This window comes from Nonomuraea sp. NPDC050328 (assembly GCF_044459405.1).
Taxonomy (GTDB): Bacteria; Actinomycetota; Actinomycetes; order Streptosporangiales; family Streptosporangiaceae; genus Nonomuraea.
In genome coordinates this window covers 26848-41083 of sequence record NZ_JBITIW010000014.1, presented here as the reverse complement: position 1 = coordinate 41083, position 14236 = coordinate 26848, and the positions used below count along the sequence as shown (strand labels likewise).

The window sequence follows — 14236 nt, the reverse complement described above, 5'->3', positions numbered from 1 at the left end:
ACCCGGTCACTTAGCGTGATATTCCCCGCGAACAGCCGAGAACCAGTCGATCGTTCTGCGCAATCCCTCGATCGGGTCGACCCGCGGCTCCCAGCCGAGTTCGAGCTTGGCCAGCGTGGTGTCGGGCCGGCGGACCATGGGGTCGTCCTCGGGCCGCTCGATGAAGCGGATCTCCGACGACGACCCGGTCAGCTCGCGGATCGTGGTGGCCAGCTCCAGCATGGTCAGCTCGTTCGGGTTGCCGATGTTGACCGGGCCGGCGAAGGTGCTGCGGGCCAGCCGCAGCACGCCCTCGACGGTGTCGTCCACGTAGCAGATGGAGCGGGTCTGCGAGCCGTCGCCGGTGACGGTGATCGGCTCGCCGGCCAGCGCCTGCCGGATGAAGGTCGGGATGGCGCGCCCGTCGTGCGGGCGCATGCGCGGGCCGTAGGAGTTGAAGATCCGCACGATGCCGGTGTCCACGTCGTGGGTGTTGCGGTAGGCGGTGGTCAGCGACTCGGCGAAGCGCTTGGCCTCGTCGTAGACGCTGCGCGGGCCGACCGGGTTGACGTTGCCCCAGTAGCTCTCCCGTTGCGGGTGCTCCAGCGGGTCGCCGTAGACCTCGCTGGTGGAGGCCAGCACGAACCGGGCCGCCTTCTGCCGGGCCAGGCCGAGCGCGTGCAGCGTGCCCAGGCTGCCCACCTTGAGCGTCTCGACCGGGTAGGCCAGGTAGTCGGCGGGCGAGGCGGCCGAGGCGAAGTGCAGCACCAGGTCCACCGGGCCGGGCACGTGCACGAAGCCGGTCAGGTCGCAGTCGATGATCTCGATCCGGCCGAGCAGCCCTTCCAGGTTGTCGGCGACGCCGGTCAGGAAGTTGTCCAGGCAGACCACTTCCAGGCCCTGCTCGACCAGCCGTTCGCACAGGTAGGAGCCGAGAAAGCCCGCTCCGCCGGTCACCACCGCACGCATGAGATCGCCTCCAGGACGTCCGATACCTCGATCCGCAGCAGCCCGGGGTCGGCCGAGCGGCCGTGCGGATCTCCTTCCGAGCCTTTCCACAGCACCACGTGCGGCCCATCGGTCAGCGGGCCCCACCGGGCCGGCGGCGTGGGGCCGAACAGCAGCACCGACGGCGTGCCGTACGCGGTGGCCAGGTGGGCCACGCCGGTGTCGCCGCAGATCACCAGCCGGGCGCGCCGGACCAGGTCGGCGAGGGCGAGCACGTCGGTCTCCCCCGCCAGGACCTCGGCCCGCCCGCCGGACAGCTCGGCCACCTCGGCCGCCAGCGGGCGTTCGTCCGCGCTGCCGGTCACCACCACCTCGCCCGGCAGCGCCGCCACCACCTTCGCGAAGCGTTCGGCGGGCCAGCGCCGGGCGGGGTAGGCGGCGCCCGGGTGCACGACGATCGGCCCGCCGCCGAGGTGGGAGCCCAGCCGCAGGTCGAGCGGGTCGGCGGCCAGGCCGTACCACTCGAGCAGCTCGCACCAGCGCCGCACCTCGTGCACCTCCTCCCGCCAGGGCGGGCCGTCCTCGCCGTGGGTCAGCAACCGCCCCGGGCGGGTACGGCGCAGCGCCTCGACGCTCTGCGGCCCCTTGCCGTGCAGGTTGACCGCCACCTCCGGCTCCCGGACCGGGACCGGCCCCGGGCCGCGCACCTCCACCACCTCGTCCACCGGCAGCAGCGGCGCCAGCGAGGCCGGCCCGGCCAGCACGAGCCGCCGGCCGGGGAAGCCGCGCCGCAGCGCCCGCAGGGCGGGCACCGCGGCCAGCAGGTCCCCCAGGCCGAGCCCGCGCAGCGCGATTACGGCCACGAGCTCTCCGTCGAGGGGCAGACCACGAGCTCCCGCACCTCGCACCCGGCCGGCTGCGACAGGGCGAAGACGATGGTCTGCGCCACGTTCTCCGGCTTGTTGAGCTTGGCGTCGGGCCCCGGCTTGTACTGCTCGGCGCGGTCGTCGAAGAAGGCGGTGGCCATCCCGCCGGGCACCAGCATGGTCACCCCGACCCGGCCGGCGAGCTCGGCGGCCAGCGCGCGGCTGAAGCCGACCACGCCGAACTTCGAGGCGCAGTAGGCGGTGGCGTCGCTCAGCGCCCGCAACCCCAGCGTGGAGGCGCAGGTGACCACCCGGCCGTGCGAGTCGAGCAGGTACGGCAGCGCCGCCCGCACCACCGAGGCGGTGCCGAGCAGGTTGACCATGATCACCCGCTCCCAGGCGTCCGCGTCCACGTCGCCGAGCTGCCCGCAGGCGTCCACGCCGGCCGCGGTGACGACGCCGTCCAGCCCGCCCGCGCGCTCGGCCAGCTCGCGGACGGCCCGCTCGGCCTGGGCCCGTTCGGCCAGGTCGGCGACGGCGTGGTCGAACTCCTCGACCGGCCGCACGTCCACCACCAGCGGGCGCCAGCCCGCCTTGGCGACGGCCCGCGCGGTGGCCAGGCCCAGCCCGGAGGCTCCTCCGGTGATCAGCACGTTCATTCATCGCTCCTTCTGTGCGGCGGCGATCAGGTTGGTGGTGGAACGGCCGGGGACGCTGGACAGCACGACCGCCTCGGCGCCGATGCGGTCGAGCACCTCCTGCTCGGGCAGGCGGCGCTCGGAGTAGTCGCCGCCCTTCACCCAGACGTGCGGGCGCACCTGCTCGATCACCGCCTCGGGGGTGTCCTCCTCGAAGACCAGGACGGCGTCCACGCAGCCGAGCGCGCGCAGCACCTCGACCCGGTCGCGCTGGCCGACCAGCGGGCGGCCCGGGCCTTTCAGCCGACGCACCGACTCGTCGGAGTTGACGCAGACGATCAGCGCGTCGCCGAGCGCCCTAGCCCGGCGCAGCAGGCTGACGTGCCCGGCGTGCAGCAGGTCGAAGCAGCCGCCGGTGGCGATGAGCTGGCGGCCGGAGGCGCGGACCAGCTCGGCCACCTCGATGGCGGTGCGCGGGCGGTCGCCCATCTCGGCGCGTTTGAGCCGGATGGCGGCGGCTCCGCCCTCGGCCACGAACCGGGAGGCCTCGGCGACCCCGGCGGCCACCGCCTCCTCGGCCGAGCGGCCGGCGCGCAGGGCGAGCGCGGCGGCGGAGGCCAGCCGGTCCCCCGCGCCGCAGGCGTCCTGCCCGGAGCCGAGGGCGGGCGGCGGCACCCGGGTGTGGTGGCCGTCCGCGCAGGCCAGGCTCGCGCCCTGCGCGCCCATGGTCACCGCCACCGCGCGGGCGCGCAGCAGGTCGGTCAGGTGCCGCGCGGCCTGGTCCGGGCCGGTGTACGGCTCGCGGCAGAGCACCCGGGCCTCGGCCTCGCTCGGCGTGACCAGGGCGCAACCGGGCACCGGGAGCGCGCCTCGGGGATGCGGGTCCCACACGACCGGCACGTCCAGCCCGGCCAGCAGCTCCCGGGCCGCCTCGGCGACGCCCCGGCCGTAGTCGGAGACCAGCACCGCACCGGCCCGGCGGAGCACCGAAGCCACGGGCCCGTCGCGCAGCGCCGCGCGGGCCGGGTCGGCGCCGGCCGCCCGGCCGTCGCCGGTGTCGATGCGGACCAGCGTCTGCCCTCTGGCCCGCACCCGGGTCTTGCGCACGGTGGTGCCGCGCATCGGCACCCGGACCACCTCGACCCGCCCGGCGAGCAGGCTGTGCAGGGTACGGCCGGCGTCATCGTCGCCGAGGGCGGTCACCAGGATCACCTCGTCGTCGTCGCGGGCGGCCAGCAACGCGGCCAGCCCCGCCCCGCCGGGACGCAGCTGCTCGCTCGTCCCCTCCACGACCGGCACCGGAGCGTCGGGGGCCAGGCGCGCGGCCTCGCCCTCCAGATCCACGTCGAGCAGGCAGTCGCCCACGACGACCAGCGGTCCCCGCTTCATTGACACCCCTCCTCGACCGACTCGCAGAGCATGTGGATCATGGCGAGGTGCACCTCCTGGACGGTGGCGGTCTCGGCCTCCGGGACCGCCACGGCCTCGTCGCACAGCTCGGCCAGCGGGTTGGGCGCCGGCCCGGTCAGCGCCCAGGCGATCAGCCCGCTCTCCTGCGCGGCCCGGGCCGCGGCCAGCACGTTGGGGCTCGACCCGCTGGTGGACAGGCAGATCAGCACGTCACCGCGGCGGCCGTGCGCGCGCACCTGGCGGGCGTAGACCTCCTCGGCGCCGAAGTCGTTGGCGATCGCGCTGACCGTGGAGGTGTCGGCGTGCAGCGGGATGGCGGCGAACGGCTGGCGCTCGCCCTTGTAGCGGCCGACCAGCTCGGCGGTCAGGTGCTGCGCCTCGGCGGCCGAACCGCCGTTGCCGCAGGCCAGCAGGCGGCCGCCGTCGCGCAGCAGCACGGCGAGCTTGCGGCCCCAGGCCTCGACGGTCGCGGACTGGGCGTCGACCATCGCCAGGGCGTCTCGCAGTCTGGACAGGTGGGCGTGCATGCTCATCCTCCCGCCGGTGCCATGCGGAGCCGGGCTCCGCGGACGACTCGCTGGTAGATCTGCTCGGTGCGCTCGGCGACGCGGGGCCAGCCGTACCGTTCGGCGGCGCGGCGCGCGCCCGAGGCGCCCAGGCAGGCCCGGCGCTCCGGCTGTTCCAGCAGCTCGCGCAGGGCCCGGGCCAGCAGGTGCGGCTTGCGGGGCGGGACGAGCACCCCGTAGCCGGCGACGGTGTCGAGGTGGCCGCCGACCGCCGAGGCGATCACCGGCACGCCGCAGGCCATCGCCTCCAGCGGCACCATGCCGAACGGCTCGTACCAGGGCACGGTCACCAGCACGTCGGCCGAGCGCATCAGCTCGGGGACGCGGTCGCGCGGCACGCTGCCGATCACCTTGACCCGGCCGGTGAGCCCGAGGGTTTCGGCCAGCCGTACCAGCCGGACGGCCTCGGGGTCGGCGGCCGAGCCGCCGGCGATGATCAGCTCGGCGCCGGGCACCTCGCGCAGCGCCCGCAGCACGGTGTCCACGCCCTTGCGCGGGACCAGGCGGCCGATGCTGAGCACCCGGTGGATGCCGGGGCGGGGCGCGATGCGGCCCTGCGGGCGGAACAGGGACAGGTCCACGCCGCAGGGCACGATGCTGAGCCGTTCCTCGGGCACGCCCATGGCGGTCAGCTCGCCGATCTCGTCGTGGCAGGTGGCCAGGACCGCGGCGGCGGCGCGGCCGATCGCCGCCTCGACCTCGACGCGACCGGCGGGGCTGGTGTCGTCGCGGCCCTGCCAGCGGCGCTTGACGCTGCCGAGCGCGTGGAAGGTCTGCACCACCGGGATGGCGCGGCCGGCGGCGCGCAGGGCGGCCTGGCCGCTCATCCAGAAGTGCGCGTGCGCCACGTCCGGCGGCCGTCCGGCCCAGATGCGGGCCAGTTCGCGGGCGAAGTCGCCCATGTGCGGGAGCAGGTCGTCCTTGGGGATCGGCGCGGCGGGTCCGGCGGTGATGTAGCTGACGCGGGCGCCGCCGGCCAGCGGCAGGCTGGACGGCAGGTCGGGCGAGTGCCGGCGGGTGTGCACGACCACGTCGTGCCCGCGGGCGGCCAGGGCTTCGGCGAGTGCGGCGACGTGCACGTTCTGTCCGCCGGAGTCGACGCCGCCGATCACGGCGAGCGGGTCGGCGTGCTCGGAGATGAGATCGATTTTCATCTGATGAGCTCCCTCACTGCTTTCACCACCTGCTCGGCCGACACGTCGGTCAGGCAGGGATGACCCGGAACGGGACACAACCGCGCGCGGCTGGCGCGGCAGGGGGCGTGCTGGTCACCCAGGAGCACGCTGGGCACTCCGTAGGGGGCCCAGCGTCCGGCGGGCACGACGGGGGCGAACAGGCTGACCACCGGCGTGCCCACGGCGGCGGCCAGATGCGCGGGGCCGGTGTTGCCCGAGACCAGGACGCCGGCGCGGGCCAGGATCCCGGCCAGTTCCGGCAGGCTGGTCCGGCCGCCCAGGTCGAGGCCGTGCGATCCGGCCACCTCGGCGGTCAGCTCACGTTCGCCGGGGCCGCCGGTCACCACCACGGCCAGGCCCTCCTCGGCCAGGGCGGCGACGGCTTCGCGGTGCCGCCCGGCCGGCCAGGCGCGGGCGGGGACGCTGGCTCCCGGATGCACGACCACGTAGCCGGGCGGGCCGGTCAGGTGGTCCGTCCCGGGCAGCGGACGGCGTACGGCGAGGCGGCCGTCGTCGCCGCCGGCGAGGGTGTAGCCCGCCGCCCGGGCGACGGCGAGCATGCGCTCGGCCTCGGGCACGTCGACGCTCTCGTCGACCTGGACCCGCACGTCGAGCAGGGAGCCCGGGTAGTCGTTGCTGATGGCGGTGATCCGCTCGACGCCGTGCAGGCGCAGCAGCAGGGCCAGGGGCAGCGCTGACTGGTGGAAGGAGGTGAGGATGATCGCCTCGTCCACCTCGGGCAGGCCGCGCATCAGCCGGGCCACGTGGTGGGCGCTGACCGGCGGGGCGGCGGCGTCGATCCACGGGGCCCGCCACTCGACGATCTCGGCGACGCCGGGCAGCAGCTCGGCCGCCGCCCGGCCCAGTGGTCCCACCAGCAGCGTCACCCGACCGGCCGTGTGGGCCACCGCTCGCACGGCCGGCCCGGCCAGCAGCACGTCGCCGGCGTTGTCGAGCCGGGCGACCAGCACGTGGCGGCCCATCAGGAGGCGACCTCGGCCGGTTGCACGCCGAGGGCGGGCGCCGTCTCCAGCGCCGTGTCAGCCAGCCGGAGCCGCAGCTCGCCCCGGAGCCGGTGGAAGCACGCCGCGGGCGGGATGAGCGCGCTGGTGACCACCATGGTGACGATCTCCTCCGGCGTGCGCGGCCCGGGCTCGATGCGTTCCCAGGCGAACTTGGCGGTCAGCGCCGCCCAGCCCAGGAAGGCCAGCCGGGACCGGCCGCTCAGCAGGAGCAGCAGGGTGGTCAGGGCGTGCCGCGGCAGCAGGCCGGTGGCGCCGATCATCGAGCGCCACTCGCGTCCGTGCAGGCGGCGCATCAACGCGTCGTCGGCGTTGCCGCGCTGGCGGTGCACGCTGGCGAACCAGCCGTCGTCCCGGACCGGGTGGACGGTCACCCGCTCGCCGCGGGCCAGCCGGAACCCGGCCTTGGCCAGCCGCAACGCGAGGTCGGCGTCCTCCCGGTAGGCGCGCGGGAACCGTTCCTCGAACCCGCCGACCTCCTCCAGCGCGGCGCGCCGGTAGGCGAGGTCCGCGGTGATCCACTCGGCCGTGGCCAGCCCGGCGGTGTTGCGCTCGGCGTCGGTGGGCCGGCGGTCGGTCGGCAAGGGCACCTCGATGCGGCCCTGGCTGCCGTCGATGCCGGGCACGGCCAGGTCGGCGGCCAGCCGTTCGGTCCAGCCGGGGCCAGGAACCACGTCGTCGTCGAGGAAGACCACCCATTCGGTGCCGGCCGCCCGCCAGCCCACGTTCCGGGCGGCGGCCGGCCCGCGCCCGCCCGAGCGCAGCACCCGCACGTGGGCGGGCACGTCGAGCGGCTCGCCCTCGCCGGGGCGGTCGTCGACCACGATCACCGGCAGCCCGTCCGGGATCGCCGCCCGCAGGGAGGCCCGGCCGACGGTCGGAATCACGACGGTGACCATGTGGCCCTCCTGATCACGAACGGACCCAGCACCAGCACGTCCACCGGCGAGGAGCCGAAACATTCGAGCGCGTCGCGCGGCGAGTCGACCATGGGGCGGCCGGCGGTGTTCAGGCTGGTGTTGACGACGACCGGCAGCCCGGACAGCGCCTCGAAGCGGGCCAGGGTGCGGGCCAGCAGCGGGTCGCCGTCCTCGGAGACGGTCTGGATGCGGGCCGTGCCGTCGACGTGGACCACGGCCGGGATCCGATCGCGCCACTCGGGGCGCACGTCGTGCACGAACAGCATGTACGGCGAGGGCATCGGCCCCCGGCCGAAGATCTCGTGGGCGCGCGACTCCAGCACCATCGGCGCGATCGGCCGGAACTGCTCGCGGCCCTTCACGTCGTTGAGCCGCTCGGTGTTGCGCGCGTGGCCCGGATGGGCCAGCAGCGAGCGCCGGCCGAGCGCGCGCGGGCCGTACTCGCTGCGCCCCTGGAACCAGGCGATGATCAGGTCGTCGGCGAGCGCCCGCGCCACCTCCTCGGCCAGGTCGGCGGGCCGGCTGTACGGCACGCGGGCCACGTCCAGCCAGGCGGCGATCTCCTCCTCGCTCCAGCCGCGCCCGAGGTCGGCCCCGGGCATCGGGGCGGCCCGCTCGCCGCGCGTGGCGGCCAGGTGCAGCGCCCCGCCCAGCGCGGTGCCCGAGTCGCCGGCGGCCGGCTGCACCCAGATCTCCTCGAACGGTCCCTCGGCCAGCAGCCGGGTGTTGGCCACGCAGTTGAGCGCCACTCCCCCGGCCATGGCCAGCCGGCGCTGCCCGGTCCGCTCGTGCAGCCAGCGGGCCAGGTCCAGGAGGACCTCCTCCAGCCGCGTCTGCACGGTGGCGGCCAGGTCGGCGTGCTCCTGCGTCCAGCTCTCGCCCTTGCGCAGCCGTTTGGCGTAGATCGCCCAGTCGATCGGCGCGACGTGGAAGCCGCCGTCGCCGGTCGCGGCCACCAGGCGACGGAAGTCGGGCAGGAAGCGCGGTTTGCCGTAGGAGGCCAGCGCCATGACCTTGTACTCGTCGCTGGAGCGCAGGAAGCCGAGGTGCTCGGTAACCTCCTCGTACATCAGGCCGAGCGAGTGCGGCAGCTCCTGGGCGGCCAGCGTGGTCAGCTCGCCCTGGACGTAGACGCCGGCCAGGTGCGAGACCGCCTCGCCGCGGCCGTCGCAGACCAGCACCGCGCACTCCTCGTACGGCGCGGCCAGCCCGGCGCTGGCGGCGTGGGCCACGTGGTGGGGCACGAACTCCACCTGCGCCGGATCGAGGCCGGGCAGCGCGGTGGCCAGGAAGTTGGGCGCGCGGCGGGCGTAGGTGGTGCGCAGGTCCTCCCAGGGTGCGACGGTGTCGCGGACGAGGGCCGGATCGTAGGAGTAGGCGACCCCGTCCAGGTCCTCGGGGCGCAGCCCGTGCGCCTCCAGGCACCAGGCGGCGGCCTGCTCCGGTAGTTCCCAGGCCGAGAAGGGCACCGGACGTTTGCCGTGTTTGCGGCGGCTGAACCTTTCCTCCTCTGCAGCGGCGACGATCTTCCCGTCGATGACGAGAGCGGCTGCCGGGTCGTGGAAAATCGCGTTGATCCCGAGAAATCTCACCGCGCACTCCTTGCTGGAGACCGGGATGGAGACCGGTTAGAAGCGCTACCCAGAGAAGCGCTTCTCAACCCAAGGCCTCCCGAAAAGTGCAGCTCACAGGCATGCAGACCTGCACGTTGTCACGGAGAGTAGTTTTCGCGCGGTTAGGACCCGCCGGGCGCGGGTAACCGCTGCCGTATGCCGGCTCCGCTGAACATCCTGTTCTGGCACGTGCACGGATCCTGGGCCACCTCCTTCGTCCAGGGCGCCCACTCCTACGTCGTCCCCCTGCTCCCGGATCGCGGGCCGTTCGGCCGTGGCCGGGCCCAGACCTTCCCCTGGCCGGACTCGGTGCGCGAGGTGCCCTGGGATCGGTTGCGCCACGAGCGCTTCGACGTCGTCGTCTACCAGCGCATGGAGGAACTCGACCTGGCCCGGGAATGGCTCGGCACCGTGCCGCCCGGCATCTACGTCGAGCACAACACCCCCAAGGGCGACGTGCCCGAGACCCGCCACCCGCTGGCCGGGCAGTCGGCCGTCCCGATCGTGCACGTCACCCACTTCAACGCGCTGTTCTGGGACAACGGGCAGGCGCCGGTGCGGATCATCGAGCACGGCGTGGTCGATCCCGGGCATCTCTACACCGGCGTCCTGGACCGGGCGGGCGTGGTGGTCAACGAGCCCGTGCGCCGCCTGCGGGTGGCCGGGACCGACCTGCTGCCGCACTTCCGGGTGCCGCTCGACCTGTTCGGCATGAAGGCCGGCGGCCTGCCGTACCCCGCCTACGACCTGTCGCAGCGGGAGATGCACGCCGCCCTCGCCGAGCGCCGCGCCTACCTGCACCCCTACCGCTGGACCTCGCTCGGCCTGGCGCTGATCGAGGCGATGATGATCGGCCTGCCGGTCGTCGCGCTGGCCGCCACCGAGGCCGTCGAGGCGGTGCCGCCGGAGGCCGGGGTGATCTCCACCAAGCTGCCGGTCCTCGTCTCCGCCCTGTCGGAGTTCGTCGGCGACCCCGCCCTGGCCCGCAAGTACGGCGAGGCGGCCCGCCGGGCGGCGCTGGCGCGCTACGGCATCGAGCGCTTCCAGGCGGACTGGGACGCCCTGCTCGGAGGGGCATAACGCCTGGTAAAGGGGTATGCCGAGGGGCATGACGCAATTCGGGTACACGATGTTGTGCGAGCAGACGCCGCCCAAACAGCTCATCACCGATCTCGTCGTCGCCGAGCGGGTGGGCTTCGACTTCTCGGTCATCTCCGATCACTACTTCCCGTGGATCGAGGCCCAGGGGCACGCGGCCTACGCGTGGTCGGTGCTCGGCGCGGCGGCCCAGGCGACCGAGCGCATCCCGCTGATGACCTTCGTCACCTGCCCGACGATGCGCTACCACCCGGCGGTGGTGGCGCAGAAGGCGGCGACGATGGGCGTGCTGTCGGACGGGCGCTTCACCCTGGGCGTCGGCGCCGGGGAGAACCTCAACGAACACGTGATCGGGCACGCCTGGCCGGCGGTCCGGGTGCGGCACGAGATGCTCGCCGAGGCGCTGGAGATCATCACCGCGCTCTTCACCGGCGACTACGTCTCCTACGAGGGGGACCACTTCACCGTGGAGTCGGCCAAGCTGTTCGACCTGCCCGACTCACCGGTGCCGATCGGCGTGGCCGTCTCGGGCAAGGCGTCGGTGGAGATCGCCGCCGAGCTGGGCGACGCGCTGGTCGCCACCGAGCCGAAGGCCGAGCTGGTCCAGGCGTTCGACGCCGCCGGGCAGCCCGGCCGGCCCAAGTACGGCCAGATCCCGGTCAGCTACGACACCGACGCCGAGGCCGCCCGCGAGCGCGCCCACCGGCTCTGGAGCTGGGGGACGGCGGGCTGGAAGGTCATGGCGGAGCTGCCGGCGCCGGTGAACTTCGAGGCGCACGCGCAGACCGTCCGCGCCGAGGACGTGGCCGCCAGCGTCCCGTGCGGGCCCGACGTCCAGGCCTATGTCGAGGCGGTCCGCGCCTACGTGGACGCCGGCTTCACGCACGTGGCCCTCTGCCAGATCGGCGCCGACCGCCAGGAGGACTTCCTGAACTGGGCCGAGGCCGACCTGCTGCCCGCCCTGCGCGAGATCTAGGAACGCAGTCTCATAATCAAATCTCAGATTCTGAAGTTTTGAGATAGCGGTAGACGGTCGCCCTGGACACCTGGAAGCGGGCGGCGATCTCCTCGGCGGCCACGCCGTCGGCGTGCAGGGCACGGGCCTGGGCGGCCTGGGCGGGGCCGAGCAGGCTGGGCCGCCCGCCCCCGCGCCCCCGGGGCCGGGAACGCGCCGGGACCGGGGCCGCGAGCGGGGCCGGAAGCGCGGCCGGAAGCGGGTCGCCGAGGAGGGTCCGGGCCCCGGCCAGGATGAGGGCGCGCAGCCGCTCGGCCGGCTCGTCGCGGAAGAGCACCACGGGGTCGGCCAGGCCGGCGACCACCTGGCAGGCGCGGACCCGCTGCTCCAGGCCGCCGCCCGGGCCGGCCACCAGGTCGTTGGCCAGGGCGATCGCCGCGCGGAACCGGTCGGCGATCGGCGCCTGCACCAGCAGGGTCATGTCCTTGACCAGCATGGTGAGCGTGTGCCGGTGGCGCAGGTGGACGTCGACGTAGCCCTCGATCGCCCGCCACCGCACCCGCTCGGGGTCGTCGCCCGCCTCGGCCTCGGCCAGCACCGCCTCCAGCTCGTCCAGCAGCGGGATGGTGAGGTGCTGGAGCAGGTGCTCCTTGGAGTCGAAGTGGTAGTAGAGGGCGGCCTTGGTGATGCCGACCCGGTCGGCGATGGCCTGCATGGAGGTCGCGCGGTAGCCGCGGGCGGCGAACAGGGCGCGCGCCGCCTCCAGGATGCGCTCGGACGTCATCGGCTTCACTTACCTGCGGTCAGTTCTTGGGCTAGAGTCCCTACCGGCAGTCAGTCTAGACCGGTGGGGTTGATCCGTATGCGTACGAAGGTGTCCTTCCGTTCCGGCGGCGTCGAATGCGCCGGGTACCTGGTCCTGCCGGACGAGCCCGGCCCGGTGCCGTGCGTGGTGCTCTGCCACGGGTTCAGCGGGACCATGGACCGGCTCGTCGAGCACGCCGAGCGCTTCGCCGCGGCGGGGCTGGCGGCGCTGGTCTTCGACTACCGCGGCTTCGGCGAGAGCGGCGGGGAGCCGCGCCAGGTCCCGGACATCGACGGCCAGCTCGCCGACCTGCGCGCCGCGGTGGCCTTCGCCCGGGGGCACGAGCGGGTCGATCCGCGCCGGGTGCTGCTGTGGGGCAACTCGCTGGGCGGCGCGCACGCCGTCACGGTGGCCGCCGGCGACCCGCGGATCGCCGGGGTCGTGGCGCAGATCCCCTTCAACGGCTTCCCGAAGAAGGTCGAGGGCCGCTCGGCCTGGGAGACGCTGCGCCTGCTGGGCGCGATCGGCTGGGACGCGCTGCGGGGCCGGCTGGGGCTCCGGCCCTTCTACATCCCGACGGTGGGCCGGGCCGGGCAGCTCGCGGTGACCGCGACCGCCGAGGCCGGGCGGCACATCGAGGCGCTCACCGGGGGCGGCTCCACGTCGTGGGTCAACATGGTCGCGCCTCGGGGGCTGCTCGGCATGATGCGGTACCGGCCCGCCGAGGCGGCCGCCCGGCTGGGCTGTCCTCTGCTGGTGTGCGCCGCGGCGGAGGATCGCGAGACGCCCCTGGAGAGCACCCGGGCCCTGGCCGGGAGCGCCCCGCTGGGGGAGCTGCGCGTCTATCCGGGGACCCACTTCAGCTTCTACACCGATCCCGGGCTGCGGGACCGGGTGGCGGCCGACCAGGTGGCCTTCTTCCACCGGGTCGCCGCGCCCGCGTGAGGCCGGCCCGCTCGCGACCGTACGTCAGCCCGCCCAAGACCGGCTCACCGGCTCACAGGCTCACCGGCTCACAGGCTCACAGGCTCACCGGCTACCGTACGTCAGTCTGCGCAGGGCCGCCTCGGCCGGTCCGCGCCGGCCGCGGCCGGACAGCAGCGCGGCCAGCAGTACGGTGACCAGCCAGGTGAGCACGGCGATGCCGGAGGCGGCGGCGTCCCCCACCCGCGTGCCGAGCCCGCCCGCATAGGGCGCGAACACCGCCACGAAGATCACCGACTGGAGCAGGTAGCAGGTCAGCGACCACTGCCCGCACGCCACGAGCGCCCGCACGACCGGCCCCGGCCGCCCGCGCCGCATCCGGCCGGCGACCAGCCCGATGATCGCCGCGTAGGCGAGGCCACCGGCGATCCCGGTCACGCTGTGCAGGGCGTAGGCCGAGACCGCGACCAGGTCGGCCGGCGCCCAGAGCTGGGTGTCGATCAGCATCAGCGGCACCCCGCCCACCAGGGCCAGGGCCGTGCCCACCACGGCGACCCGGGAGAGCAGGCGCGGCTCGGGCTGCTCCAGCAGCCGGCGCCGCGCCGCCCAGAGGCCGAACAGGAAGGCCGGCACCACGCTGGCCGCGAAGTAGGTGGGCGTCATCCCGGACCAGCCGATCAGCCGCATGACGATCGCCTCCAGCGGGTCGGCGATGGCGGCCGGGGTGTCGCCCTTGGGCGCCGAGACGGTCAGGAACCCGAAGCCGAACAGCACCACGACGTGCAGCACGACGCCGATCACCGCCGCGCGCAGCACGGCCCGGTCCTCGCGCCGGACGAACCCGACCAGGACCAGCCCGATCAGCCCGTACGCGCCGAGGATGTCGCCGAAGAACAGCAGCAACGCGTGGCAGAAGCCGAAGGCCAGCAGCCACAGGCTGCGCCGGCGCAGCACCTTGCGCACCTCGGGCCAGCTCCGGCCAGTGGCCGCCTGCCGGTTGGCGAGCTGCACCAGGCCGTAGCCGAACAGGGCGGCGAACATGGGCAGGGCGCGCCCGTCCACCAGGAGGATCTGGATCCCGGCGACGAGCCGGTCGAGCCCGCTGCCGTCGAGGGCGTAGCCGCGGAAGCCCGCCTCGTGGCCGGAGAGGTACATGTGCGCGTGGGCCAGCGCGATGAGCAGCAACATGAGGCCGCGCGCCAGGTCGGGAGCCAGTGCGCGGCTGGCGACCGGGGTGGCCCCGGCGAGGGGTGCCGGTGGGGCGATGGACATGGGGGTCCCCTTGAAATTAGATACACGACTGTAGCTATCGGCCAA

General features: G+C 74.4%; 14 protein-coding genes. 3 read left to right on the top strand and 11 right to left on the bottom strand.

Annotation, left to right across the window (positions count from 1 at the left end; all coding sequences use genetic code 11):
• Nucleotides 1-6: 6 nt before the first annotated feature.
• Genes ACIBG7_RS37925 through ACIBG7_RS37885 form a run of 9 tightly spaced genes read right to left on the bottom strand, consistent with a single transcriptional unit; the run spans nucleotide 7 to nucleotide 9116 of the window.
• The gene (locus tag ACIBG7_RS37925; RefSeq protein ID WP_357925142.1) at nucleotides 7-948 is read right to left on the bottom strand and encodes a UDP-glucuronic acid decarboxylase family protein; all 942 of its coding nucleotides are present in this window, start codon (nucleotides 946-948) and stop codon (nucleotides 7-9) included.
• Nucleotides 933-1790, bottom strand: a complete 858-nt coding sequence (locus tag ACIBG7_RS37920; RefSeq protein ID WP_397339368.1) for a glycosyltransferase family 9 protein — start codon at nucleotides 1788-1790, stop codon at nucleotides 933-935. The genes ACIBG7_RS37925 and ACIBG7_RS37920 overlap by 16 nt, the downstream gene beginning before the upstream one ends.
• Nucleotides 1781-2452, bottom strand: coding sequence for an SDR family oxidoreductase (locus ACIBG7_RS37915; protein ID WP_357925136.1), 672 nt, complete (start codon nucleotides 2450-2452; stop codon nucleotides 1781-1783). Before ACIBG7_RS37915 ends, ACIBG7_RS37920 begins: the two co-directional genes overlap by 10 nt.
• The gene (locus ACIBG7_RS37910; protein ID WP_397339366.1) at nucleotides 2453-3820 is read right to left on the bottom strand and encodes a PfkB family carbohydrate kinase; all 1368 of its coding nucleotides are present in this window, start codon (nucleotides 3818-3820) and stop codon (nucleotides 2453-2455) included. It abuts the gene before it with no gap.
• Nucleotides 3817-4368, bottom strand: coding sequence for an SIS domain-containing protein (locus ACIBG7_RS37905; RefSeq protein WP_357925130.1), 552 nt, complete (start codon nucleotides 4366-4368; stop codon nucleotides 3817-3819). Before ACIBG7_RS37905 ends, ACIBG7_RS37910 begins: the two co-directional genes overlap by 4 nt.
• A 2-nt stretch (nucleotides 4369-4370) precedes the next feature.
• Nucleotides 4371-5561, bottom strand: a complete 1191-nt coding sequence (locus ACIBG7_RS37900) for a glycosyltransferase (RefSeq protein WP_357925128.1) — start codon at nucleotides 5559-5561, stop codon at nucleotides 4371-4373.
• Nucleotides 5558-6565 (bottom strand): glycosyltransferase family 9 protein, encoded by a 1008-nt coding sequence (locus tag ACIBG7_RS37895; RefSeq protein ID WP_397339365.1) that lies wholly within the window; start codon nucleotides 6563-6565, stop codon nucleotides 5558-5560. The genes ACIBG7_RS37900 and ACIBG7_RS37895 overlap by 4 nt, the downstream gene beginning before the upstream one ends.
• The gene (locus ACIBG7_RS37890; RefSeq protein ID WP_397339364.1) at nucleotides 6565-7503 is read right to left on the bottom strand and encodes a glycosyltransferase family 2 protein; all 939 of its coding nucleotides are present in this window, start codon (nucleotides 7501-7503) and stop codon (nucleotides 6565-6567) included. Before ACIBG7_RS37890 ends, ACIBG7_RS37895 begins: the two co-directional genes overlap by 1 nt.
• A complete protein-coding gene (locus ACIBG7_RS37885; RefSeq protein ID WP_357925119.1) occupies nucleotides 7488-9116 on the bottom strand; it encodes a carbamoyltransferase C-terminal domain-containing protein in 1629 nt (542 codons plus the stop codon). Before ACIBG7_RS37885 ends, ACIBG7_RS37890 begins: the two co-directional genes overlap by 16 nt.
• Before the next feature lie 177 nt (nucleotides 9117-9293).
• Here ACIBG7_RS37885 and ACIBG7_RS37880 point away from each other — a divergent pair, with 177 nt between their 5' ends.
• Together ACIBG7_RS37880 and ACIBG7_RS37875 are read left to right on the top strand one after the other, a co-directional pair.
• The gene (locus ACIBG7_RS37880) at nucleotides 9294-10217 is read left to right on the top strand and encodes a glycosyltransferase (protein ID WP_397339363.1); all 924 of its coding nucleotides are present in this window, start codon (nucleotides 9294-9296) and stop codon (nucleotides 10215-10217) included.
• A 28-nt stretch (nucleotides 10218-10245) separates the two neighbouring features.
• Nucleotides 10246-11211, top strand: a complete 966-nt coding sequence (locus ACIBG7_RS37875; RefSeq protein WP_357925115.1) for a TIGR03557 family F420-dependent LLM class oxidoreductase — start codon at nucleotides 10246-10248, stop codon at nucleotides 11209-11211.
• Nucleotides 11212-11227: 16 nt separating this feature from the next.
• Here ACIBG7_RS37875 and ACIBG7_RS37870 read toward each other — a convergent pair whose 3' ends face one another.
• The gene (locus ACIBG7_RS37870) at nucleotides 11228-11974 is read right to left on the bottom strand and encodes a TetR family transcriptional regulator (protein ID WP_397339362.1); all 747 of its coding nucleotides are present in this window, start codon (nucleotides 11972-11974) and stop codon (nucleotides 11228-11230) included.
• A gap of 78 nt (nucleotides 11975-12052) precedes the next feature.
• On the opposite strand from ACIBG7_RS37870, the gene ACIBG7_RS37865 reads away from it, so the two are divergent.
• Nucleotides 12053-12940, top strand: a complete 888-nt coding sequence (locus tag ACIBG7_RS37865) for an alpha/beta hydrolase (RefSeq protein ID WP_397339361.1) — start codon at nucleotides 12053-12055, stop codon at nucleotides 12938-12940.
• Nucleotides 12941-13024: 84 nt separating this feature from the next.
• On the opposite strand, the gene ACIBG7_RS37860 is transcribed toward ACIBG7_RS37865, so the two are convergent.
• Nucleotides 13025-14191, bottom strand: a complete 1167-nt coding sequence (locus ACIBG7_RS37860; protein WP_397339360.1) for a DUF418 domain-containing protein — start codon at nucleotides 14189-14191, stop codon at nucleotides 13025-13027.
• Between the last annotated feature and the right edge of the window lie 45 nt (nucleotides 14192-14236).

What these genes read in the sequence shown, in the direction of transcription:
- ACIBG7_RS37910 (WP_397339366.1), bottom strand. Translation starts at nt 3,820, where the DNA reads ATGAAGCGGGGACCGCTGGTCGTCGTGGGCGACTGCCTGCTCGACGTG.
- ACIBG7_RS37875 (WP_357925115.1), top strand. Translation starts at nt 10,246, where the DNA reads ATGACGCAATTCGGGTACACGATGTTGTGCGAGCAGACGCCGCCCAAA.
- ACIBG7_RS37860 (WP_397339360.1), bottom strand. Translation starts at nt 14,191, where the DNA reads ATGTCCATCGCCCCACCGGCACCCCTCGCCGGGGCCACCCCGGTCGCC.
- ACIBG7_RS37905 (WP_357925130.1), bottom strand. Translation starts at nt 4,368, where the DNA reads ATGCACGCCCACCTGTCCAGACTGCGAGACGCCCTGGCGATGGTCGAC.
- ACIBG7_RS37880 (WP_397339363.1), top strand. Translation starts at nt 9,294, where the DNA reads ATGCCGGCTCCGCTGAACATCCTGTTCTGGCACGTGCACGGATCCTGG.
- ACIBG7_RS37890 (WP_397339364.1), bottom strand. Translation starts at nt 7,503, where the DNA reads ATGGTCACCGTCGTGATTCCGACCGTCGGCCGGGCCTCCCTGCGGGCG.
- ACIBG7_RS37915 (WP_357925136.1), bottom strand. Translation starts at nt 2,452, where the DNA reads ATGAACGTGCTGATCACCGGAGGAGCCTCCGGGCTGGGCCTGGCCACC.
- ACIBG7_RS37900 (WP_357925128.1), bottom strand. Translation starts at nt 5,561, where the DNA reads ATGAAAATCGATCTCATCTCCGAGCACGCCGACCCGCTCGCCGTGATC.
- ACIBG7_RS37895 (WP_397339365.1), bottom strand. Translation starts at nt 6,565, where the DNA reads ATGGGCCGCCACGTGCTGGTCGCCCGGCTCGACAACGCCGGCGACGTG.
- ACIBG7_RS37870 (WP_397339362.1), bottom strand. Translation starts at nt 11,974, where the DNA reads ATGACGTCCGAGCGCATCCTGGAGGCGGCGCGCGCCCTGTTCGCCGCC.
- ACIBG7_RS37865 (WP_397339361.1), top strand. Translation starts at nt 12,053, where the DNA reads ATGCGTACGAAGGTGTCCTTCCGTTCCGGCGGCGTCGAATGCGCCGGG.
- ACIBG7_RS37925 (WP_357925142.1), bottom strand. Translation starts at nt 948, where the DNA reads ATGCGTGCGGTGGTGACCGGCGGAGCGGGCTTTCTCGGCTCCTACCTG.